The 20,547-nt window shown below is 44.8% G+C and carries 19 protein-coding genes and 1 other annotated feature; of the genes, 12 read left to right on the top strand and 7 right to left on the bottom strand.

What is annotated here, in order from left to right; translation table 11 throughout:
* The first annotated feature begins 361 nt into the window (after positions 1-361).
* The 4 genes from pxpB (at position 362) to E2491_RS05975 (ending at position 4,118) form a co-directional block, all read left to right on the top strand.
* The gene (gene pxpB / locus E2491_RS05990) at positions 362-1,054 is read left to right on the top strand and encodes a 5-oxoprolinase subunit PxpB (protein WP_134373950.1); all 693 of its coding nucleotides are present in this window, start codon (positions 362-364) and stop codon (positions 1,052-1,054) included.
* Entirely contained in the window at positions 1,051-2,037 is a 987-nt protein-coding gene (locus E2491_RS05985; RefSeq protein WP_134373948.1) for a 5-oxoprolinase subunit C family protein, read from the top strand. The genes pxpB and E2491_RS05985 overlap by 4 nt, the downstream gene beginning before the upstream one ends.
* A 4-nt stretch (positions 2,038-2,041) precedes the next feature.
* The gene (locus tag E2491_RS05980) at positions 2,042-2,800 is read left to right on the top strand and encodes a LamB/YcsF family protein (RefSeq protein ID WP_134373946.1); all 759 of its coding nucleotides are present in this window, start codon (positions 2,042-2,044) and stop codon (positions 2,798-2,800) included.
* 124 nt (positions 2,801-2,924) lie between these two features.
* Positions 2,925-4,118 (top strand): NRAMP family divalent metal transporter, encoded by a 1,194-nt coding sequence (locus tag E2491_RS05975; protein ID WP_134373944.1) that lies wholly within the window; start codon positions 2,925-2,927, stop codon positions 4,116-4,118.
* 95 nt (positions 4,119-4,213) lie between these two features.
* Here E2491_RS05975 and E2491_RS05970 read toward each other — a convergent pair whose 3' ends face one another.
* From E2491_RS05970 to E2491_RS05960, 3 genes are all read right to left on the bottom strand, one after another.
* Positions 4,214-5,143: an ArsA family ATPase gene (locus E2491_RS05970; protein ID WP_134373942.1), complete on the bottom strand. Its 930-nt coding sequence runs from the start codon at positions 5,141-5,143 to the stop codon at positions 4,214-4,216.
* A 14-nt stretch (positions 5,144-5,157) separates the two neighbouring features.
* On the bottom strand, positions 5,158-5,415 hold the full coding sequence (locus E2491_RS05965) for a cory-CC-star protein (protein WP_134373940.1): 258 nt from the start codon (positions 5,413-5,415) through the stop codon (positions 5,158-5,160).
* 115 nt (positions 5,416-5,530) lie between these two features.
* Complete coding sequence (locus tag E2491_RS05960; protein ID WP_134373938.1) at positions 5,531-7,270, bottom strand: carbon starvation CstA family protein; 1,740 nt, start codon at positions 7,268-7,270, stop codon at positions 5,531-5,533.
* A 269-nt stretch (positions 7,271-7,539) separates the two neighbouring features.
* Between E2491_RS05960 and E2491_RS05955 the strand changes: the two genes are divergently transcribed.
* Positions 7,540-8,805, top strand: coding sequence for a M48 family metallopeptidase (locus tag E2491_RS05955; protein ID WP_166805802.1), 1,266 nt, complete (start codon positions 7,540-7,542; stop codon positions 8,803-8,805).
* A gap of 331 nt (positions 8,806-9,136) precedes the next feature.
* Here the strand turns inward: E2491_RS05955 and E2491_RS05950 are convergent, their stop codons facing one another.
* From E2491_RS05950 to E2491_RS05935, 4 genes are all read right to left on the bottom strand, one after another.
* Positions 9,137-9,652, bottom strand: coding sequence for a phosphoribosylanthranilate isomerase (locus E2491_RS05950; RefSeq protein ID WP_134373934.1), 516 nt, complete (start codon positions 9,650-9,652; stop codon positions 9,137-9,139).
* Between the two features lie 311 nt (positions 9,653-9,963).
* Positions 9,964-11,646, bottom strand: coding sequence for an arginine--tRNA ligase (gene argS, locus E2491_RS05945; protein ID WP_134373932.1), 1,683 nt, complete (start codon positions 11,644-11,646; stop codon positions 9,964-9,966).
* 49 nt (positions 11,647-11,695) lie between these two features.
* Positions 11,696-11,913: a binding site (T-box leader), on the bottom strand.
* Between the two features lie 50 nt (positions 11,914-11,963).
* On the bottom strand, positions 11,964-12,734 hold the full coding sequence (locus E2491_RS05940; protein WP_134373930.1) for an SDR family oxidoreductase: 771 nt from the start codon (positions 12,732-12,734) through the stop codon (positions 11,964-11,966).
* Between the two features lie 6 nt (positions 12,735-12,740).
* Entirely contained in the window at positions 12,741-13,589 is an 849-nt protein-coding gene (locus E2491_RS05935; protein WP_134373928.1) for an aminoglycoside 6-adenylyltransferase, read from the bottom strand.
* A gap of 83 nt (positions 13,590-13,672) precedes the next feature.
* On the opposite strand from E2491_RS05935, the gene E2491_RS05930 reads away from it, so the two are divergent.
* The 7 genes from E2491_RS05930 to E2491_RS05900 all read left to right on the top strand — a co-directional run bounded on the left by E2491_RS05930 (position 13,673) and on the right by E2491_RS05900 (position 20,532).
* Positions 13,673-14,194, top strand: coding sequence for a GNAT family N-acetyltransferase (locus tag E2491_RS05930; protein ID WP_134373926.1), 522 nt, complete (start codon positions 13,673-13,675; stop codon positions 14,192-14,194).
* A gap of 14 nt (positions 14,195-14,208) precedes the next feature.
* Positions 14,209-14,997: an ABC transporter ATP-binding protein gene (locus E2491_RS05925; RefSeq protein WP_134373924.1), complete on the top strand. Its 789-nt coding sequence runs from the start codon at positions 14,209-14,211 to the stop codon at positions 14,995-14,997.
* Complete coding sequence (locus E2491_RS05920) at positions 14,994-16,622, top strand: hypothetical protein (RefSeq protein WP_134373922.1); 1,629 nt, start codon at positions 14,994-14,996, stop codon at positions 16,620-16,622. Before E2491_RS05925 ends, E2491_RS05920 begins: the two co-directional genes overlap by 4 nt.
* Complete coding sequence (locus E2491_RS05915) at positions 16,612-17,349, top strand: hypothetical protein (RefSeq protein ID WP_134373920.1); 738 nt, start codon at positions 16,612-16,614, stop codon at positions 17,347-17,349. Before E2491_RS05920 ends, E2491_RS05915 begins: the two co-directional genes overlap by 11 nt.
* A complete protein-coding gene (locus E2491_RS05910; protein WP_134373918.1) occupies positions 17,346-17,612 on the top strand; it encodes a hypothetical protein in 267 nt (88 codons plus the stop codon). The genes E2491_RS05915 and E2491_RS05910 overlap by 4 nt, the downstream gene beginning before the upstream one ends.
* 511 nt (positions 17,613-18,123) lie before the next feature.
* Positions 18,124-19,380: an NAD-dependent epimerase/dehydratase family protein gene (locus tag E2491_RS05905; protein ID WP_244093896.1), complete on the top strand. Its 1,257-nt coding sequence runs from the start codon at positions 18,124-18,126 to the stop codon at positions 19,378-19,380.
* 24 nt (positions 19,381-19,404) lie between these two features.
* On the top strand, positions 19,405-20,532 hold the full coding sequence (locus E2491_RS05900) for a glycosyltransferase family 4 protein (protein ID WP_134373916.1): 1,128 nt from the start codon (positions 19,405-19,407) through the stop codon (positions 20,530-20,532).
* Positions 20,533-20,547: the final 15 nt, after the last annotated feature.

Here is a 20,547-nt window from a genome sequence, read left to right as displayed (position 1 = left end):
CACTACGCTGTTTCACCTGTCGCTTCTCTGCCGCAGGAGTCTTCGGATGAGTCCGGCCCTAAATATAGAGTTAATCATACTGAGTTAAAATTAACTTTGCCTAGGGGAGTCTATAAGTGTCCCTGGCCCTTTTGATGGAAATGTACAAAATGTAGTGCCGCTGATAGAGTGACTCTTGATGTTGATAGAAACTTGAAATCTGTGTCTGGTTTTTTTGCGGCATGAGTCTGCAAAAAAATCAGGCACTTTTTGTTTATTTATTGCTTATCAAGAGATGCCCTATTCACGGGCGTATTTGCGGCACTTTTCGTTTTGCGATAAAATGCAAAACAACGAATCTATTTAAATAGGAGGCGTTTGGATGAAGGTATCGTACTATCCGTTAGGAGATCAGGCGGTTTTGCTTGAGTTTGAGCAGGAAGTGAGCCCTGAGATTCTTTCGGATGTTCAGTGTGTGTATCAGGAGATTAAATCAGACGCTCCTGAGTGGTTAATTGAAGCGGTTCCGGCCTATGCTTCGATTACGGTTCATTATGATTTGAAACAGCTGCTTCATGCAGAGGATGCAGAAGCTGTCGTGATTGATTATGTGAAAGAAAAAGTAGCTGCTTCAAAGAATAGTGAGCCACCGGAGAAGCGAATTGTGCGGATTCCTGTTTGTTATGGAGGAGAGTTTGGACCTGATCTAAATGAGGTGGCAGAGTATCATCAGCTTGCACCGGATGAGGTTGTAAAACGTCATACGAACGGAGATTACACGGTTTATATGCTTGGGTTTGCCCCTGGATTTCCATACATAGGCGGTTTGGATGCTTCGATCGCCACACCGAGAAAAAAGAATCCGCGCAGTGCTATTCCGGCAGGATCAGTCGGCATTGCGGGACAACAGACAGGCGTTTATTCCATTGAAACACCTGGTGGCTGGCAAATTATTGGCCGTACGCCTGAGAAACTGTTTGATATAACCAAAAACCCTTCTTTCCTTTTGAGAGCAGGGGATAAGATTGAATTTTATCCGATTACAGAAAAAGAATATGAGGAGTGGCAGGAATGATAAAAGTAATTGAAGCCGGCCTGCTATCCTCCATTCAGGATAAAGGCCGGACAGGCTATCAGGAATCCGGTGTGATTCAGTCCGGTGTCATGGATTCATTTACATTACGGATTGCCAATACACTGGTCGGAAACAACGAAAGTGAAGGGGTGCTGGAACTGACATTAACAGGTCCTACGCTGGAATTTACAGAGGATCATCTGATTGCGTTGTGCGGAGCAGATTTCTCAGCCGAAATCGATGGTGAACCTGCTCCGCTGTGGAGACCTGTCGTCGTGAAAAAAGGCAGTACCCTTCATATGCGATTTTCCAAAACCGGCTGCAGAGGGGTGTTAGCTGTTGCTGGCGGATTTGATGTTCCTGACGTATTTGGCAGTAAGTCCACCTATCTGAGGGCAGGAATCGGCGGTTTTAAAGGAAGGGCACTTGATAAAGAGGATGTTCTTCCAATCGGAGATCCGGGTAAGGAATCAGAAGCGATTTTTAAGCGTGCTAAAGAGTCGCCGTTTACCTGGTCAGTATCGGGTGCTTACACAGACAGCGTGTATTCACCAGAGTTTATACATGTAATGCCGGGTCTGCAATTTGACGAATTTACAGAAGAGAGCAAACGGACATTCACAAGCTCTGTATATAAGCTGTCCAAACAGTCTGACCGGATGGGATTCCGGATGGAAGGAGAGCCTCTGGAACGGACGGTGGATGAGGACATTCTCTCAGAAGGAGTCTCGTTTGGAACGATTCAGGTGCCGTCAGATGGACAGCCGATCATTTTACTTGCAGACCGTCAGACACTTGGCGGCTATCCAAAGATCGGACAGGTGGCCTCTGTGGATCTGCCTGCCCTGATTCAGAAAAAGCCGGGTGAAAGCGTCCGTTTTAAATGGGTCACTGTGAAAGAAGCACAGCAGCTCTTTAAAAAACGCGAGCAGGAATGGCAGGAATTAAAGTGGATCATGAACAAAAAATTGAAGGAGGCATAAGAGCATGCTTAGAATCGATTTAAATTGTGACATGGGTGAAAGCTTTGGCGCCTGGCAGATGGGGAATGATGAGGAGATTCTGGCCTCTGTATCCTCAGCCAATATTGCTTGCGGATTCCATGCAGGGGATCCGTCAGTTATGAGAACAACCGTTGAGCACGCACTTGAAAAAGGGGTAGCCATTGGCGCGCATCCAGGTTTTCCCGATCTCAGCGGGTTTGGACGGAGAAATCTATCCGTCAGCGAACAGGAAGCCTATGACTTCACGTTATACCAGGTAGCAGCACTGTATGGCTTCGTAAAGGCACAGGGCGGCAAGATGCAGCACGTGAAACCTCATGGTGCCCTTTACAATATGGCAGCGAAGGATCCGTTATTAGCAGGTGCCATTGCAAGGGCGGTCCGCGATCTGGACGAGGAGCTGATCTTATTCGGGTTATCAGGTGGAGAACTGATCCGTGCTGGGAAGGAAGCCGGGTTACAAACCGCTTCTGAAGTGTTTGCGGACAGGACTTATCAGCCGGATGGCAGTCTTACACCGCGCACACAGCCAAATGCACTCATTACCGAGGATGAAAAAGCCGTGGCCCAGGTTGTCCGCATGGTGAAAGAAGGCATCGTGATGGATGCATCCGGAAATGATGTCCCTATTGAAGCGCATACGGTCTGCATTCACGGAGACGGGGAACATGCGCTGACTTTTGCCCGGAAAATTAACCGGACGCTCGCTGATGAAGGAATTGAGATCAAGTCATTAAAGTAAACTTATCCGGGTCAGTCAGGTGAGCCTGGCTGACCTTATACCAGCCCTTCATGCCTTTGGGCAACAGCACTGTTACCTGAAGGCATCAAGAGCTTGAATCCATCATGAAGGGAAGACAGACACGATGAAAAAGCAGGAATCAACCCGCAGTATTTTGCTCGGGGCAGCATTTTTAATGGCAACATCCGCTATCGGGCCTGGGTTCCTTACTCAGACCACGACGTTTACCCAGACGCTCGCTGCAAGCTTTGGTTTTGTTATTTTAGTATCCATTATCATTGATATAGGCGCACAGATGAATATTTGGAGAATCATTACGGTATCGGGCAAACGTGCCCAGGAAATTGCAAACGAGGTACTGCCGGGGCTCGGTGTGTTTCTCGCAGCCCTCGTTGTGATCGGGGGACTTGCCTTTAATATTGGTAATATCGGAGGTGCCGGGTTAGGGACGAACGTATTGTTTGGTGTCTCGCCTCAGGCCGGAGCAGTATTCTCAGGTATCGTAGCCATCGGTATCTTCCTGGTGAAAGAAGCGGGCAGACTGATGGACCGTTTCACCCAGGTACTTGGATTTCTGATGATCGGCTTAACGATTTTTGTCATGTTCCAGTCGCAGCCGCCAATCGGTGAAGCAGTGACGCGGACATTTATCCCGGAAACGGTCGATTTTCTGGCGATCGTGACGCTTGTAGGAGGAACGGTCGGCGGTTATATTACTTTTGCAGGTGGACACCGTCTTCTTGATGCAGGAATCAAAGGACAGGAAAACCTGCGTCAGGTGACGACAAGCTCTGTGTCGGCAATTGGAATCGCTTCTATCATGCGAATTTTCCTGTTCCTTGCGACCTTTGGGATTGTCGCACAGGGGCTGCAAATTAACCCTGACAACCCGCCTGCATCGGTATTTCAGCTGGCGGCGGGAAACGTTGGATATAAAATCTTTGGTGTCGTGATGTGGTCAGCCGCCGTCAGTTCTGTTGTCGGAGCGGCTTACACATCTGTTTCCTTTATTAAAACGTTCAGCCCTGCCATTGCACGCGTTGAAAAATGGGTCATTATCGGTTTTATCACCATTTCAACACTCGTCTTTGCTTTGATCGGTCAGCCAGTGACCATTCTGATTCTTGTTGGTGCGCTAAACGGGCTCATCCTGCCGATTTCACTTGGCGTAATGCTTTTAGCTGCACACAATAAAAAAATCATCGGTGATTACAAGCACCCGATCTGGTTAACGGTATTTGGCGTGTTAATTGTAATTGTGATGGCTTATATGGGTGGTTACACGATGATTAATCAGCTGCCTACTTTATTTTCTTAATGTATTAAATATTTCCCGGAATTCGTATTAAAGAAAGTATTTCGTCTTACTCAGATCAAAAAATCCGGAAAGGCTGTCAGCCATTCCGGATTTTTTTATTGATCTAATCTCTCGCTAAACCATTCTAAAAGCTCCTTGTTCACAATATCCTGAGATGAAAAAGGTACGTAAATCAGGTTCTGCTTACGGAACGTTTCACGAATCTTAGTAAGATGAGGCTTTTCATGCTTCTTCCGTTCAGCCATAAATGAACCCTCAACCTCGTCAGGAAGCACCTTATTCACAATAAGTGTTTTCACATGAAGGTCATACTGACTAAGCAGCTTCAAAGCTTTTTCCGTTTCGAGAATTGGCAGCCTCTCGGGGTTCAAAACGAATACAAATCCAGTTTCCTTAGGGTTCAAAAGCAGCTCTCTGGCACGGGAAAAGCGGTCCTGGCGTGTTCTTAATACATCATAAATCGGATCCTCCACCGGCTCTCCATCGTTCAAAAGGGCAGAATAATTCTCGTTCGTTTTGCGGCGTTTTTCGAGCAGTCCTTCAATCCAGATCCCCATGAGTTCGGGCAGGGTGAGAAGACGGATCGTATGGCCGGTAGGAGCGGTATCAAAGACAATTTTGTCGAAATGCTCACGTTCCTCGAGTACAATCGAAATCAATTTATCAAAAAGGGCTGCTTCATCCGCACCGGGAGAAGCTTTTGCTGTATCCAGTTGACGGTGAACTTCCTCCATCATGCCTGCATGAACGACACCCTTGATATTCGCTTTTACACCTTTAATATAATTGGCTGTCTCCATTTCCGGATCAATCTCAAGTCCATACAGGTTAGGGGCAATTTCTGTGTTTTTACCACCGATTTTCCGGTCAAATATATCTCCTGTATTGTGAGCCGGATCGGTTGACACAAGCAGTGTGCGATAGCCTTTTTGTGCAGATTTCCATGCGATCGCTGCGGCTGATGTCGATTTGCCGACGCCACCTTTTCCACCCACAAATAATATATTGTGCTTTAACAAATCCATTTTAAAAACTCCTTTTAACAGCAGCGGATACCGGAGAGCGGAGACTTGTCCATTCCCATCCGTAAATGCCAGTCGTGAAATTTCTCAATCATATGCGGATAAAGTTCGAGCGTGTAGTAATAAACCGGATTTGGAATACCGATCATCTCAGAATAAAGCAGGAGCAGAAACAGGTCGTCTTCATTTCTCAGTTCACGGGCAATTTCCTGTCTGTGCGGCATGCTGAGCACTTCTTCGTAATAGGCGATCAGCTGTTTCATCTTGTCGATCATCAGAAATCACTCCTTTAGTTATTTCCATTGTCTCAAGTTTAAGAAATGGTGACAACATTTAGAAAAGGCTGGAACATTCAGCTTTAAAAGTGAATGTTCCAGCCTGATCAATTAATTATTCGTTTGGATCAAGCTTCGGCAGATTTTTGTTTAATAGTGCAGATACAGCTGTAATGCTGATCCACAGGGCAAATCCAAGAATGATTGCACCAAATACAAACAGCAGTGTACTTGACGATTCATTCCAGAAAGCCCACTCTGTGAAGACCTGAATGATCATCGCATACAGCGTCATAAACATCAGGAAAATCATCGGGATCAGCGTGATCAGATAGTTTCGTCCAAGACGTTTCAGCCAGACTGAAATGAGAAGCAGGTTAATTCCTGCAAGCAGCTGGTTGGACGTTCCGAATAACGGCCAGAGCAGATATCCACCTGAGCCGAAACCATTTGGCCCTTCAGGAATCAATACAAGGGCAGCACTTGAAACGACAGCAATCGTTGTCGCAACATGTGTTTTCTCAAGAGCCGGTAACTTATACTCAGACCCCAGCTCTGAAATGATATATCTCATGAGACGCACCGATGTATCAAGCGTAGTCGCAGCAAAGCTGACCACAATAATGGATACAATAGTAGCCGCGATATCTACAGGGATCCCAAGTCCGGTTGCGAGCTGGCTCGCACCCTGAACGAAGTTTCCAAGCCCTCCACCACTTGCAGCACCGAAGCTGTTGTAAGCTTCTTTGAATGCATCAGCTGTCGGGAAAAACGTGATAACAGCAATAATTGAGATTAACGCAAGTACACCTTCACCAACGGCCCCAAAGTAACCAACAAAACGGGCGTCCGTTTCCTTATTCAGCTGCTTTGAAGAAGTACCGGAGGAAACAAGGCCGTGAAAGCCTGAAATGGCTCCGCATGCAATTGTGATAAAGAGTAGTGGAAACCATGATTTATCAGTTGCAGCCGAATTTGTCATTGGTGCTGTTACCTCAGGATTCGTAAACAAAAGTCCAAGGTATAAGATACCCAAACCTACAACTAGCTGATGTGAATTAATAAAATCACGCGGTTGAAGCAGCTTCCACACCGGAAGCGTAGACGCGATATACACATAAATCATTAAAATGATAATCCAGATAAAGAACGCACTTGAAATCGCGCCTAAACCAAACAGCCCTGCTCCATCCTCCCCGCCGAAGTAGCGTACAAGGTCAATTTGCAGTACCTGATATTCAGCAGCCAGAACCGCAACAAGATACATAACGGCAAGTGCGATTAAAGATGGGACAAGCATTTTAGCATTCTTTTTATAAACGGCATGACCAATCCAGATTGCTAAAGGAATCTGAATGAATACAGGAAGAACGCTTGATGGGAATGTGACAAACAGGTTGGCAATAACCCAGGCAAACACAGCGTTAACCATCAATACAAGAATCAGAATAATAAACAGGAACAGAATTTTCGCACGCTGACCAACGAGCTTATTGGCCAGTGTCCCCATTGATTGCCCTTTGTTTCTTACTGAAACAACGAGTGTTCCGAAGTCATGCACCCCCGCTGCAAAAACTGTTCCGAGTACAACCCACAGAACAGCCGGCAGCCATCCCCAGTACACGGCAATTGCAGGTCCAAGAATCGGTGCGGCACCTGCTACAGAAGTAAAATGGTGACCCCACAATACAAACTTGTTCGTCGGTACAAAATCCACGCCGTCTTTAAAACGGTGCGCCGGCGTTACATAATTCGGATCCAGCCGGTAGATCTTTTCAGCCACGAATTTCGAATAAAAGCGGTAACCAATAACAAAAATGAAAAGTCCAATCGCGGCTAATGCTATTGCATTCATCTGACAACCCCCTCTAAATATGTATAGTAGCTGACATTAGAGATATGAAATGGATGAAAAGGCTTCCAATGTCATTACTCATCATAGTGTATTGTGAGAATTGTGTAAATATTTTAACTAATATTTTTTAGTAAAACGAATAATAGGGAAAAATGTCGCGGTTTTTTGCTAAATTAAGCTAACTGAAAGTTATTAAAAATCAGTTTTTTATCTTCAATTAATATAAGAATTAATTTATAATGGAAAAAAGTGTTACGGGAGGTATGCGTATGGAAGCAGTTCAACAATTTGAAACTTGTCACTCCTGCGGAAAATCAATAGACTACATTCCGGGTTATGTAAAGTGGTGTGAACACTGTTTAGACAACTTGAATCCTTTAGATCAAAAAGAGAAACAGACCTGGATGCAGAGAAAATATGAAGAGCTTGGCAGGCGCAATGGAGAAAAACTGTTAGAGCAGGTGATTCATCAGAATGCTGAAAAGCCATCGCTGACGTTAAGCACGGCCGCAGCATATGTTTTATCAACAGGGATCCATCTTGTAAGTGCTCTGTTTTTACTTACTTCTTTGTATTTGCTCCTGTTTCAGTGGGATCATATTGCAGGACTAATTGGTGGCGTTTTGCTTATGGGGATTTCATGGCTGACGCGACATCGCATTCCCAAACTTAGTAAAGACGAGCATGTATTAACAAGGGAGGACTTACCCGCGCTTTTTTCATATCTTGATCAGCTGAGCGGTGAGATCGGAACAAAGAAAGTGGACGGGATTGTACTAAACGGTGAATACAATGCCTCAATCGGAACCGTCGGCTTGAAACGTCAAGTGATTATGAGGATCGGTCTTCCGCTTATTGCGTCGCTTGATAAAAATGAATTGACCGCACTGCTTTCTCATGAGTTAGGTCATTTAGTAAACGGTGATCTGGCGAGAGGGACTTATATTGGAACGGCACTTTTTACGGCTTATACATGGTGGGATTTAACGGAGCCTGATGATGCTGATGGTGAGTTTGAAGATCCGTTTCTGGTCTGGGTGAGTATCGTCTTTCAAAAAGGACTGGCATTTTTCCCGAAAACGTTATTCTTCACATTGCTGTACCTGCTGTTTTTCAATTCCCAGCGTGCAGAGTATTACGCTGATGATGTGGCAGTGAAGCATGCAGGCGCAGATGGGGTGAACGGTCTTTTGACAAAGGTCCAGTATGATCAGACATATATGTATGCTGTCAGAAAGGCTGCATTGTCACCAGGAAAAAGTTCGTTCTTTGATCTTCTAAACGAGCAAATGGTAAACATGCCCGATAAGGAAAAGCGTCGTATGTTGAAAATTGCAGAGCTTGAAAAATCAAAGGTGGACGACACGCATCCGCCTACTTATTTCAGAATGAAGTATGTGGATTCCAGGAGAGGATCCACTTCTGGAAGAGAGCCTGACGTTCGTACAGAGGAGCAGGTTCAGCTTGAGCTTGCGCCTTATCAGCAGGATGTTGAAAAAAGGCTGATTGAGGATTACAGGTATTATACTAGCTGAAGAATGTTGGGAGCCGGAAAGCGATTGTTTTCCGGCTTATACTATGTGTTAAAGGGACGTTCGCTTTAAACTCCGGACGTGTCTGTTAGCTGGCGATTTCCTATTAACAGTAATTCTGCTGCTATCAACATTTTGGGATGCGCGATCGATAGAATTCAGGTGTCTATCAACAATACTCAGACTGCTATCGACGATTCAGGCTTTCTCCAGAAGTCTATCGACATAAATCTTCTTCCTTTCAACAAAAATAGCTGAGCGATCGACATTAATGAGTGTGTTTATGACATAAAAAAATCATTCTTTGAAACTGATGATATCATTAACTAATGACCTAGTCTGACTTTTGATTGCTGGGTATCATATTAGTTAAGAAATAAATTTTCTCAAAATCTTTATTGTTATTGTTTTCTGCCCGGTAACTATCCTCGGATGAAGACTTGTATACGCTCAAATATTGCTCTGGGTTTAGCAAATAATACTTTGCCCCACCCGTTTGATGGATGTCCAGATCCTCTAACTGTACCCCTGCGAATGCTGGTAAAGTGTCAATAATACCAAACTCCACAAACAATCCATCTTTAGCAAACTCATGTTCATGTAAATCAATCAAACGATAGTCCATTGAAATCATAATGCGAACAATCTCATTCCAGTTGTGAATATTTAATTCAGGCGATACTTCCCACCCTCTCTTATCACCAGGTACATGAATATCCAGGTCTTGAGCATCCCAGCTCTTATCAGTCACGACTTCTAAACCAACTGAGCCCATCAATAATGGGATGATGCCAATGTCATTTAGTTTCTTTGCAATGTGGATAAACTCATTAAACTTTTGATTAACCATTTCATCCTCCATTTTTGGTTCATTTCATGATTCGTGTTAATTTTAAATTCGTGCGGGGTCATTCGCGGCAGTGGGGCGTCTGCGGAATGACCCCGCACTTTTGTAAACATGCATACAGGAATGATGTTTTAGGTACGGAGAGAGTAGGTCTTTTGGCACAATCTCGCGAACTTGTGCGGAAATCTTGCGAACCATCACCGGAATCCTGCGAACCACCGTGAAAATCTTATGAACCCCGGCCAAAATTCTGTGAACCTCCCCCAAAATCCCACGAACCTCCGCTGCGGACCAACCGCACACTTGCTTCAGCATTACATCTCCTCAGGCGCTTCCAATCCAAGCAATCTTAATCCTTCATCAAGCACTGTCACGACAGCCTTCACCAAAGCCAGTCGTTCAGCGGAATGTTCATGGTTCAGGATCGCTTCATGTGCGTAATACTGGTTGAATGCCTGTGCAGTTTGCACGACATATTTCGCAATAATAGAAGGATCAAGCTGGTCAAAGGCTTGCGCGATTTTGTCTGGAAATGCGGCCAGCAGCTGTACGAGTGGACGTTCTGCTTCGCCAAAGGAAGAGAATGCTTCAGCAGTTGACTGTCCTTCTGCTTTACGCAAAATCGCGCTGGCGCGTGCATGTGTGTACTGCACATACGGCCCGGTTTCTCCTTCAAACCGCAGCATGTTCTCCAGTGAAAATTCAACATCATTCTGACGGAACACCTTCAGATCGTGGAAAAAGACGGCGCCGATTCCGACCTGTTTTGCCACCTTTTCTTTATTTGGCAGGGAAGGGTTTTTCTCTTCAATTGTTTTCGCTGCAAGCTCAATCGATTCCTTCAATACATTTTCCAGTAAAACGACTTTGCCTTTTCGTGTTGACATTTTTTTGCCGTCCTTGAGCATCATGCCAAACGGGATATGTGTCAGTTCATCAGCCCAGTTCTCCCCAAGTCTTTTCAGTACTTCCTTCAGCTGTTTGAAATGCAGGGACTGTTCATTTCCAACAACATAAAATAATTTGTCAGCCTTTAATGTGTTTACACGATAATAGGCTGCGGCTAAATCACGAGTCGCATAAAGAGTGGCTCCGTCGGATTTTTGGATGAGGCATGGTGGAAGGTTCAATTCATCCAGTCTGACCACTCTTGCACCGTCTGATTCCTCCAGTAATCCCGCCTCGTCAAGCTTTTCCACAACCTCATGCATCTTATCATTGTAAAAAGCTTCTCCCTGATAGGAGTCAAAGGATACGCCCATCAGCTCATAAATCTGTTCAAAGGCATCGAGTGAAACATCACGGAACCACGTCCATAGACGAACAGCCTTTTCATCGCCGTCTTCGAGCATTTTAAACCAGCTGCGGCCCTGCTCGTTCAGATTTTCATTGTTAGTGGCCTCATCATGGAAACGAACGTACAGCTTATGGAGTTCGGTAATCGGATCGGCTTTGACCAGTTCTTCATTTCCCCAATGGGTGTAGGCAGCCATCAGCTTTCCGAACTGGGTACCCCAGTCTCCAAGGTGATTGATCTTTTCGACCTGATAGCCTGATTTGGCAGAGATCAGGGACATGGACTGACCGATGACGGTTGAACGCAGGTGGCCCATGGAAAAGGGTTTAGCGATATTTGGTGAAGAAAAATCAATCGCAATGATTTCTCCCTTTGAAGCAGCTGTTCCATAATCAGCTCCCTTCGCTAAAATCTCTGAAAGTACAGACTCAGCCTGTGTTGGAATATGAAAATAAAAGTTCACATAGCCGCCGATCGCCTTTACTTCCTGTACACCGCTGCACGTGAATGACTCAGCCAGCTCTGCAGCAATCTGTGCAGGATTTCTTCTGAGTGCTTTTGCCGGACGGAAGCAGGGGAAGGCAAGGTCGCCCTGCTCCTGAAAACGTGGTGCTTCGAGCAGCTGTTCAATGTCATGCTCCGCTAAATGCGGGGGTAATTGTTCTTTCAATGCTTGTGCAATATGCTGTTTCATTAACATTCCTCCTGAAGATTGATTCAATAAAAAAGCACCCGTCTCTGCCATAAAGGCAAGAGACGAATGCTTACATCCGCGGTACCACTCTTATTGAAGAGACTAATGCTCTTCCTGCTCCCGACGTTATCGCTGCCGTCTGCGGGAAAACCTACTGAATTCAGTTTTCCTTCTCACAGGTGCGCTTCCAAAAACGATGTGTGTGTCAGCTCCCACCAGCCCTGACTCGCTTGCCACCATCTGATTTTGTACTCTCCTGATCCTTGAATCATTTATAATTTTTAACAGTATACGCTCTGTCGCCAGTCAGCACAACCCTAAAATTAAAAGTGGTTAATAAAGCCGCCTTCTGAGTGAATCGTCTGCCCGGTGATCCACTGTGATTGCTCACTTGCCAGAATACCTGCAAGCTTTGCGGCATCTTCGGGGCGGCCGAGTCTACCCTGAGGTGAACGCTCGAGCAGCACTTTCTTCAGCTCTTCATTCATCCATCCTGTGTCAGTTGGCCCCGGGTTAATGCAGTTAATCGTAATCTTTTTAGCTGCCAGCCTTGGTGCGAGTGTAAAGGCCAGTGTGTCCATTGTGGACTTTGTTAACACGTAAGAGAGCTCGTCCGGCATTGGTCCGACTTCCCAACCTGTTGTGATACAAATAATGCGGCCATATTCGTAATCGAAATGCTTTAAAAAGGTCTGTGTCAAAAGCGTTACGGCTCTTGTGTTAATCTCGTAATGACGATCAAGCCCATCCGCTGTAATTGTCTCGATAGAATCATTAATCGATACAGCTGCATTATGAACAAGAGTATCCGGATAACGTCCGAAAACGGTCATGCTGTATGCGTATAATTCCTCAATGGAACGTGGATCTGCGAGATTCAGTTCAATGATTTCTGCACGCACACCAAAAGCGCGGCAGGCCTCTCTGATTTTCTCCGGATCCTCACTGCGTTCATGTTGCATGACTTCCCGGTCATAAGCATGCCAGTAGGTAAACAGTATGTCCATGCCATCTGCCGCAAGCTGCTTGCAAATCGCAGCACCAATGCCTTCTTTACGGCCGACGCCTGTGATAAGTGCTAATCTTTTGTTCATGTTGATCTACCTTTCGTGATAAAGTTTTAAGCTGTATTCCCGCATATTTTGTTCCGTTTGCAGGTCGTAAGGATACCCGAGCTCTGTCGCGAGTTCCGTGGCCCAATCATGATACATATCCATCATGTGAAACAACGCGCGCCAGTTATCCTCGAGATCCGGACCTGCATATGTCCGCTCAATCCGCTCCCAGTCCTCTTCAGATAAATACCGCTTGAACCAGCGGCCCATTTTATTCGGATTCACGCTCCAGTCATGCTTGGACCCGATTCTCCATTCAATGAGCGGCTGGAAGAAGTTCAGCCGCAGCGCACTTTCTGAAATGAATTTCGCAAAAAACAATTCATCTCTGCGCAGACTTTTAGAAATATAGGATGTATCCCACCAGAAGCTGTTAACCGTTTCTGCGAACTCAACCTCTGTTGGCGGCTGGATCCGGTAGGCCTGATGAGTAGGATCCGGCATATTTTTGAACACACCTGTCTTATCGAGCAGAATGCGATAACCGAGGTCATACTCAGGTGGCAGGGGGTTTAACGTTTGGCTGAATGAAACGTGCAGAATCTGAAAATCCACTTTTGTTCCATCCTTAAACAGGGTCAGCCGGGTCATGTGCTCCTCACCTGGTTCCGGCATTTTAGGAACAACGGCCATAAGCTCACCAAAAACATTCAGCCAATGATCAGTCTTAAATAAGTTGAAATCGTTTACAAAAAACTCTATATCAAAATCAGTCCATTCATCACGAAACGCATGGGGATTTGCCCGTGAGCTCGTGAGCAGAACACCTTCAATAGCCGGTTCTTTTTGAGCAAAGGGGAGAAGAATCCGTAAAAACTCCTTTTCATTTACCATAAGACATCTTCCTTTCTGCCTTATTCTAGGATACCATGAAGTTACTGAAAGTTCAGAGTTTCATAAAAAGTGAGGTTATACATATGAGTAAAGTGACATTAGTAAAGCCATCTGCAGCACTGGCAGATGCGTATCAGCAATATCAGGAGGAATGGGTGCAGGCAGGGGAGAAAATGATTCCAACGGCGACTCAGCCTGCACCTGTTCCATTTGCAGAACGATTGATCAGCTGGCATAACGAAGAAGAAGGAATCAACATTCCGGCTGGATGGGTAAAAGCTTCTTTATTTTTTCTTGTTGATGAGAATAATCGTATTTTAGGCGCATCCCATATCCGTCATGATCTGACAGAGGATTTATTCAAGATCGGCGGTCACGTTGGATACGGCGTCCGTCCAAGCGAGCGGAAAAAAGGATACGCAACAGAAATTTTGAAACAATCACTCGTAGAAGTCCGTAAACTAGGAATAAAGGAAGTTCTTGTCACGTGTAATGATGACAATACCGGATCTGCCAAAGCCATTGAAGCAAACGGTGGCGTAAGGGATCAGGACGAAATAGAAGAAGACGGTACAGTCATTAGAAGGTACTGGATTAAAGAATAGAAGGGAGTTTTTTGATGGAGCGTCAGGAAGTCATCCGGCTCGAAAATGTAACGAAAAGGTTTGGGGATAAGCTTGTTTTGGAGAACATTGATCTGTCCGTTTATGAAGGGGATATTATCGGGTACATTGGACCGAACGGAGCAGGTAAAAGTACCACGGTGAAAATGATGCTTGGACTTGTTGATGGATACGAGGGCAAAATCTTTATCTTCGGAGAAAATCTGAAATATCAGGATCATACATACAAGAGAAGGATTGGTTACGTGCCGGAAAATGCGGAGCTCTATGATTCACTGACGGCACAGGAATACCTCGCATTTATTGCAGGGCTTTATGGTCTTGATGAGGGGCTGGCGCGTGAAAAAGCGTATCGTTTAATGATGAAGTTTGAGATCGATCACGTTATGAATGCCAGACTGTCCTCTTTTTCTAAAGGAATGAGGCAAAAGGTGCTGATTATCTCAAGCCTGTTGCACAATCCGGATGTCTTATTTCTCGATGAACCGCTGAGCGGACTGGATGCGAACAGTATGCTGATTGTAAGAGAGATTCTTGCCCAGCTGTCGGCTCAGGGGAAAACAATTTTTTACTCTTCGCACATCATGGATATTGTCGAAAAGATCAGCAATCGGATCGTGTTGATTTCGGGAGGACATATTGCTGCTGACGGTACCTTTGATGAGCTGAAGGAGCAGAATCAGAAGGGATCTCTTCAGGATATTTTCAATAGTCTTACCGGCTTTAATCAGCATAAGGAAATCGCAGAAGAGTTTGTGGCTATCGTTCAGGAGGAATCTGCATGAACGATTTTGCCACGCTCAGACTGCTCGACCGTTTCGCCCCGCTTTTCAGACGTGCAGGGATCGATTATCCGATGCTGCGGCTGATTCTTGGCATCAAGCTGACGATGGATACGAGAAGGGTGCCGACCGTTTTCGCCCAGTCAAAGGTGAAGGATGGGAAAAACTACTTTATCAGATCACTCTGGGTTTATGCGTTATATGGACTAACGATTATTCCATTTTTATTTTTCGATGATTATTTCTTTCAGATGAGTGTTATTTTTGGCATTTTGATGTTTATTCTGATGACCTCAATGGTCTCTGACTTTTCATCTGTTCTGCTTGATGTCAGAGACCGTAATATGATGGTGCCAAAACCGGTGGACCAACGCACGATCAGCACGGCGAAAATGCTTCATATTACTTTGTATATGTCCTTATTAACAATTGCTACGGCTGGCATTCCGTTGTTTGTCTCACTTTATGTAAATGGTTTTGGCTTTTTCCTGCTGTTTCTGGCAGAGCTGATCCTGCTGAATTTTCTCATCCTGATGATGACTGCTCTCGTTTACTTTGCGATCCTTCAATTTTTCGATGGGGAAAAATTGAAAAATGTCATTAACTTTATGCAGATTGCTTTAACACTCGGCATCATTATTGGCTACCAGCTTGTGGCACGTTCTTTTCAATTAACAGAGCTGGACTGGACCTTCCAGCCAGCCTGGTGGCAGCTTTTTACCCCGCCTGTCTGGTTTGGCGCACTGCATGAAGCGCTGTTAAGTGGAGAGAGGAGCTTATTTGTCATCGTGCTGGCGGCTTTAGCTGTAACTACCCCTGTGATTTCCATGATTCTTTATATCAAATTAATTCCTTCCTTTGAATCATCTCTTCATAAACTTTCTACGGTTGAGCAGGGGAAAGAGAAGCGGGTAAATCGTTTGAAGCAGGCCTTTCTTCGCTTCATCGCACCTGATCAGGAGGAGAGGAATTTTATGAACTTCTCTTTTGCGATGATGAAAAATGAACGTGAATTCAAGCTCAAAGTTTATCCCCAGGTTGGATTTACATTCGTGATTCCATTTTTGTTTATGTTTACAACAACTGAAGACGGAGCTTTTGAAGCACTTAGAGAAGGCAGTTCCTATTATTTGTTTTATTTTACGCTGCTTGTGATTCCAACCGTTATTTCGATGGTGAAATACTCAGGTACCTATAAAGGGTCCTGGATTTATGCCGCCATGCCTTTAAGAGATCGCGTGTTAATTGACAGAGGTTTGACGAAAAGTGTGCTGGTGATGTTTTATTTGCCGATCATGCTGATTCTTGCGCCTGTTTTCATCTGGATTTTCTCCGGTAGAATCTGGCTGGACCTGATCGTGATCATGGCGACTGCGATTCTGTATGCTGCGATCTGTACCTTTGCACTAAACGGGAAAAGCTTGCCGTTCAGCCAGCCTTTTTCAGTCGCGCAGCATCAGGAGGGTATCAAGGCATTTATCATGATGCTTGTGATCGGTGGCTTCTGTTTAATCCACGTCCTGTTTAAGAACTGGGCATATGGGCTTGAGATCTATGCAGTGATCCTTCTGATTGCTATTATCATTGTATGGACACTTGGCTTTAGGAGGATCCGATTTGAAACATGAACCAGCTTTACTGACTATTTTCCATGATCCTTCAGGACACATTACAGAATCACTCGCGCAGGTAACAACAGACGTGGCAAATGCTTATACGGATAAATATGTTTTATTGAGCGAGCAAACCCATCCTTCTGTTGAGTACCTGTTATCGAAAGCGGGTTTTCACCTTCGGCGTATTCCGAAAAGAGGGGTCGCTGATGCAAGAAGACGTGCTGCTGAGTGGGCATCTGTGCTTCCGCACGACTACTATCATTATTGCGACCTTGATCGTCTCGTCACATGGTTTCAGACAAATAAGCAGGAGATTCCGGACATAAAGCGAAACATAGTAAAGAGGGATTACACGATTATCGGACGGACGGCAGAAGCATTTGCTTCACATCCGGTAGAATGGCAGGAGACAGAAAAGATTGCCAACCGTGTATTTTCTATTGTTTTAGGTAAAGACGCAGATATAACAGCCGGTTCCTGCGGCTTCAGCAGAAGGGCAGCGGAACTGATCACCAGTCAATCTGAAGCCATGATGACGGACGGGGAATGGCCGATGCTCATTTTAAATCAATGGGGTCTGTCCTCCATTGGTACGTATGAAACGGCCGGTCTGCAGTACCTTGAACAAAATAAAGGGAATTCCCAGTCTGACATCGATGCATGGACCGTCAGACTGAAGCTTGCATACATCATCAGTGACTCTATCTCAGTATTAACCCGAAAGGAACAATCAACATGAATCATTCACCTCAACCTTCACGAATGGATGTATTAAAATCACGTGAAAAAATCTTTCTCGGTCTTCTGATCGGTGGCGCACTCGGTCTGAATTTCAGACTGATCAACGTACTGATGAAGGATGACATTACGATGCAAACCGTCAGCAACGTTGAACTTGGCATCTATGTGCTGTTTTTCATTGTGGCTGTCTCGGGCATGTTCTGGATCCGAAAACAGAAGAAGATTGAAATGGAAAAGAATCCGGAGAAATACGAAAATTGATCAGATGCGGAACGGATGCCGGCAGGCCTGTTAGACCTGCCGACATGGCTCCGCGTCTGTTTTTTGTTTGAAGGAAATAATGGCGGGAATGATGGAATCCCAATGTTGAAAAGAGGGGATCCGCAATTGTATTGAAGGGAAAATGAGCTTCAAAAACTGTTTTGAAGGAATTAAATTCCGGAAAGAAGGAAATGTAATCTGGAAAGCCTTAAAAAAATCCTGAAAAGACTGAATCACTTCGTCTTGTGAAGGAATGACAAGAAAACCCTCGGACAGCCTCAAACAATCATTCATATTCCTCTGACTCAACCCAATCTTTACATCTCCTCAATAAAAACTCCTCTTCCATCTGTTATCATAATAAAACACCATGGTCAGACCATATTGAAAGATTTTTAAATATAGATATAAACATCGTTAAATCAGGGTAAAGATGAAGAAAGAAAATTAAGTACGCAATGCTCCGGCACATTTATTAAGAGTGAAAACGACATAGTAAAGGGTGAAGACATTGACTGCAGAGATTCGTTCTATTAATCAGCATAAAAAGATAATCGTTCTCGGGGGAGACGGCTTTTGCGGCTGGCCAACGAGCCTTCATTTATCAAAACAGGGCTATGAAATAGTCATCATTGATAACCTGTCACGACGTAATATTGACAATGAACTTGAAGTGGAGTCCCTGACACCGATTCAGCCTCTGGGTGCGAGAATTCAGGCCTGGGAAGAAGTATCTGGGCAAAAAATGAAGCATATTAATATCAATCTTGCAGAGGACTATGACCGTTTTCTACAAGTGCTCCTTGAAGAAAAACCGGATGCCATCGTTCATTTTGCCGAACAGCGTTCCGCTCCTTATTCAATGAAATCTCCGCGGCATAAACGTTATACAGTGAATAACAATATGAATGCAACACACAACGTCCTATGTGCCATTGTGGAAAGCGGGCTTGATATCCATCTTGTACATTTGGGAACAATGGGTGTATACGGCTATGGAACAGCAGGTGTCAAAATCCCGGAAGGGTATCTCGATGTGGAAGTTAAAACGGAGTCAGGTGAACGGGTGGAGCAGCAAATCCTTTATCCAACAAACCCAGGTTCTGTGTATCATATGACAAAGTCACAGGATCAGCTGCTTTTTCAATACTATAATAAGAACGATCAGCTTCGGATCACTGATCTTCACCAGGGGATTGTCTGGGGTACGAACACTGAGGAGACGAATCTGGACGATCGGCTGATCAATCGTTTTGATTACGACGGTGATTACGGTACTGTTTTAAACCGTTTTTTAATGCAGGCGGCACTTGGACATCCGATTACGGTTCACGGAACGGGCGGTCAGACTCGAGCCTTTATCCATATTCAGGATACCGTGAGATGTGTGCAGCTTGCGATTGAAAACCCGCCTGCAGCAGGTGATCTTGTGATGATTTTTAATCAGATGACAGAAACCCACCGTGTCCGTGATCTGGCTGAAATGGTAGCAGAGATGACAGGCGGGGAGATTGCATATGTCCCTAATCCGCGCAAAGAAGCAGCCGAGAATGAGCTGCACGTAAAAAATGAACTGTTTTTATCAAAAGGATTAAATCCAATCACATTAAATAAAGGGCTGCTTGAGGAAGTAACGGAGGTTGCCAGAAAATATGCTCACCGGGCTGATCACTCGAAAATTCCGGCAAGAAGCACATGGACGAAACAGCAGCAGCCGGGTGTGCCTGAAAAAAAGAAACCATTTACTGAACAGGCCGTGCAGAGCTGATGTCACAGAGGGAGGAAAGATTATATGAAAATAGCCATCATAACAGAAACCTTCCTTCCCTCAACAGACGGCGTTGTCACAAGACTAAGCGCATCCATCAGGTGGCTGAAAAAGCAGGGGCATGAAATCCTTGTGATCGCACCGGATCTTGGTGTGTCTGATTTTGAGGGAGTCAAAGTGGCGGGTGTTCCCGCTTATACTTTTTTTCTGTACAAGGATAAAAAGCTGTCCTTTTTTTCAAAAAAGGTAAAGGCTTATTTAAAGGATTTTCAGCCCGATCTTGTGCATGCTGTCAATCCTGCTTTTTTGGGCGCTACAGGCATTTATTATACGAAAAAGCTGAAGCTGCCGTTGATGGCATCTTATCATACCCACGTTCCAAAATACGCGGATTACTACCACTTTTCCTTTTTGAAACCCGCGATGTGGAAATACTTTAAAAAACTCCATGATCAGGCGAGCCTCAACTTATGTACATCGAAAGCGGTGCTGAAAGAGTTGGAGGATAAGAACTTTCATAATCTGCATCATTGGAAACGCGGAGTTGATACAAAACAGTTCCATCCATCATTTTTCTCGCAAGATATGCGGAATCGTCTAAGTAACGGACAACCGGAACAAACGCTGCTATTATTCGTTGGCAGGCTGGCGCCAGAAAAAGAAGTGGAAAAAATTAAATCTGTTTTGGAGAAATCCAACGATTATTGCCTTGCGATTGTAGGAGACGGTCCACATCGCAACTTTCTTGAAAAGCATTTTAAAGGCACCAATACGATATTTACCGGTTTTCTGCATGGGGATGATTTGGCAAGTGCTTATGCATCTTCTGATTTATTTGTATTCCCTTCTACAACTGAAACGCTGGGACTTGTGTTAATGGAAGCAATGGCAGCGGGTCTGCCGGTTATTTCTGCAGACAGCGGCCCTACAGGGGAACAGATTGAGGACGGAGTGAATGGGCTCCTGTACCATTCAACTCATCCGGACGGCTTGTTTAACACGGTTGAAAAACTGAAAAATAAGGAAGAGCGTGTTAAAATGGGCGTGCGTGCACATGAAGGCATTCAGTCTGTCGGATGGGATGATCAGTCCAGTCAATTGTACGACTATTACATGCAAACTCTGGAACTGCACCATAAGGCAGTGAAATGACTTAAAAACAGATGG

This window comes from Jeotgalibacillus sp. R-1-5s-1 (genome assembly GCF_004405105.1).
In the GTDB taxonomy this organism is placed as follows: domain Bacteria; phylum Bacillota; class Bacilli; order Bacillales; family Jeotgalibacillaceae; genus Jeotgalibacillus.
The sequence above is the reverse complement of the archived record's forward strand: the minus strand, read 5'-3'. Positions and strand labels throughout refer to the sequence as shown.

Excerpts from the sequence above, each read along its gene's own strand:
- pxpB (WP_134373950.1), top strand. The coding sequence starts at position 362 with ATGAAGGTATCGTACTATCCGTTAGGAGATCAGGCGGTTTTGCTTGAG.
- E2491_RS05985 (WP_134373948.1), top strand. The coding sequence starts at position 1,051 with ATGATAAAAGTAATTGAAGCCGGCCTGCTATCCTCCATTCAGGATAAA.
- E2491_RS05980 (WP_134373946.1), top strand. The coding sequence starts at position 2,042 with ATGCTTAGAATCGATTTAAATTGTGACATGGGTGAAAGCTTTGGCGCC.
- E2491_RS05975 (WP_134373944.1), top strand. The coding sequence starts at position 2,925 with ATGAAAAAGCAGGAATCAACCCGCAGTATTTTGCTCGGGGCAGCATTT.
- E2491_RS05970 (WP_134373942.1), bottom strand. The coding sequence starts at position 5,143 with ATGGATTTGTTAAAGCACAATATATTATTTGTGGGTGGAAAAGGTGGC.
- E2491_RS05965 (WP_134373940.1), bottom strand. The coding sequence starts at position 5,415 with ATGATCGACAAGATGAAACAGCTGATCGCCTATTACGAAGAAGTGCTC.
- E2491_RS05960 (WP_134373938.1), bottom strand. The coding sequence starts at position 7,270 with ATGAATGCAATAGCATTAGCCGCGATTGGACTTTTCATTTTTGTTATT.
- E2491_RS05955 (WP_166805802.1), top strand. The coding sequence starts at position 7,540 with ATGGAAGCAGTTCAACAATTTGAAACTTGTCACTCCTGCGGAAAATCA.
- E2491_RS05950 (WP_134373934.1), bottom strand. The coding sequence starts at position 9,652 with ATGGTTAATCAAAAGTTTAATGAGTTTATCCACATTGCAAAGAAACTA.
- argS (WP_134373932.1), bottom strand. The coding sequence starts at position 11,646 with ATGTTAATGAAACAGCATATTGCACAAGCATTGAAAGAACAATTACCC.
- E2491_RS05940 (WP_134373930.1), bottom strand. The coding sequence starts at position 12,734 with ATGAACAAAAGATTAGCACTTATCACAGGCGTCGGCCGTAAAGAAGGC.
- E2491_RS05935 (WP_134373928.1), bottom strand. The coding sequence starts at position 13,589 with ATGGTAAATGAAAAGGAGTTTTTACGGATTCTTCTCCCCTTTGCTCAA.
- E2491_RS05930 (WP_134373926.1), top strand. The coding sequence starts at position 13,673 with ATGAGTAAAGTGACATTAGTAAAGCCATCTGCAGCACTGGCAGATGCG.
- E2491_RS05925 (WP_134373924.1), top strand. The coding sequence starts at position 14,209 with ATGGAGCGTCAGGAAGTCATCCGGCTCGAAAATGTAACGAAAAGGTTT.
- E2491_RS05920 (WP_134373922.1), top strand. The coding sequence starts at position 14,994 with ATGAACGATTTTGCCACGCTCAGACTGCTCGACCGTTTCGCCCCGCTT.
- E2491_RS05910 (WP_134373918.1), top strand. The coding sequence starts at position 17,346 with ATGAATCATTCACCTCAACCTTCACGAATGGATGTATTAAAATCACGT.
- E2491_RS05900 (WP_134373916.1), top strand. The coding sequence starts at position 19,405 with ATGAAAATAGCCATCATAACAGAAACCTTCCTTCCCTCAACAGACGGC.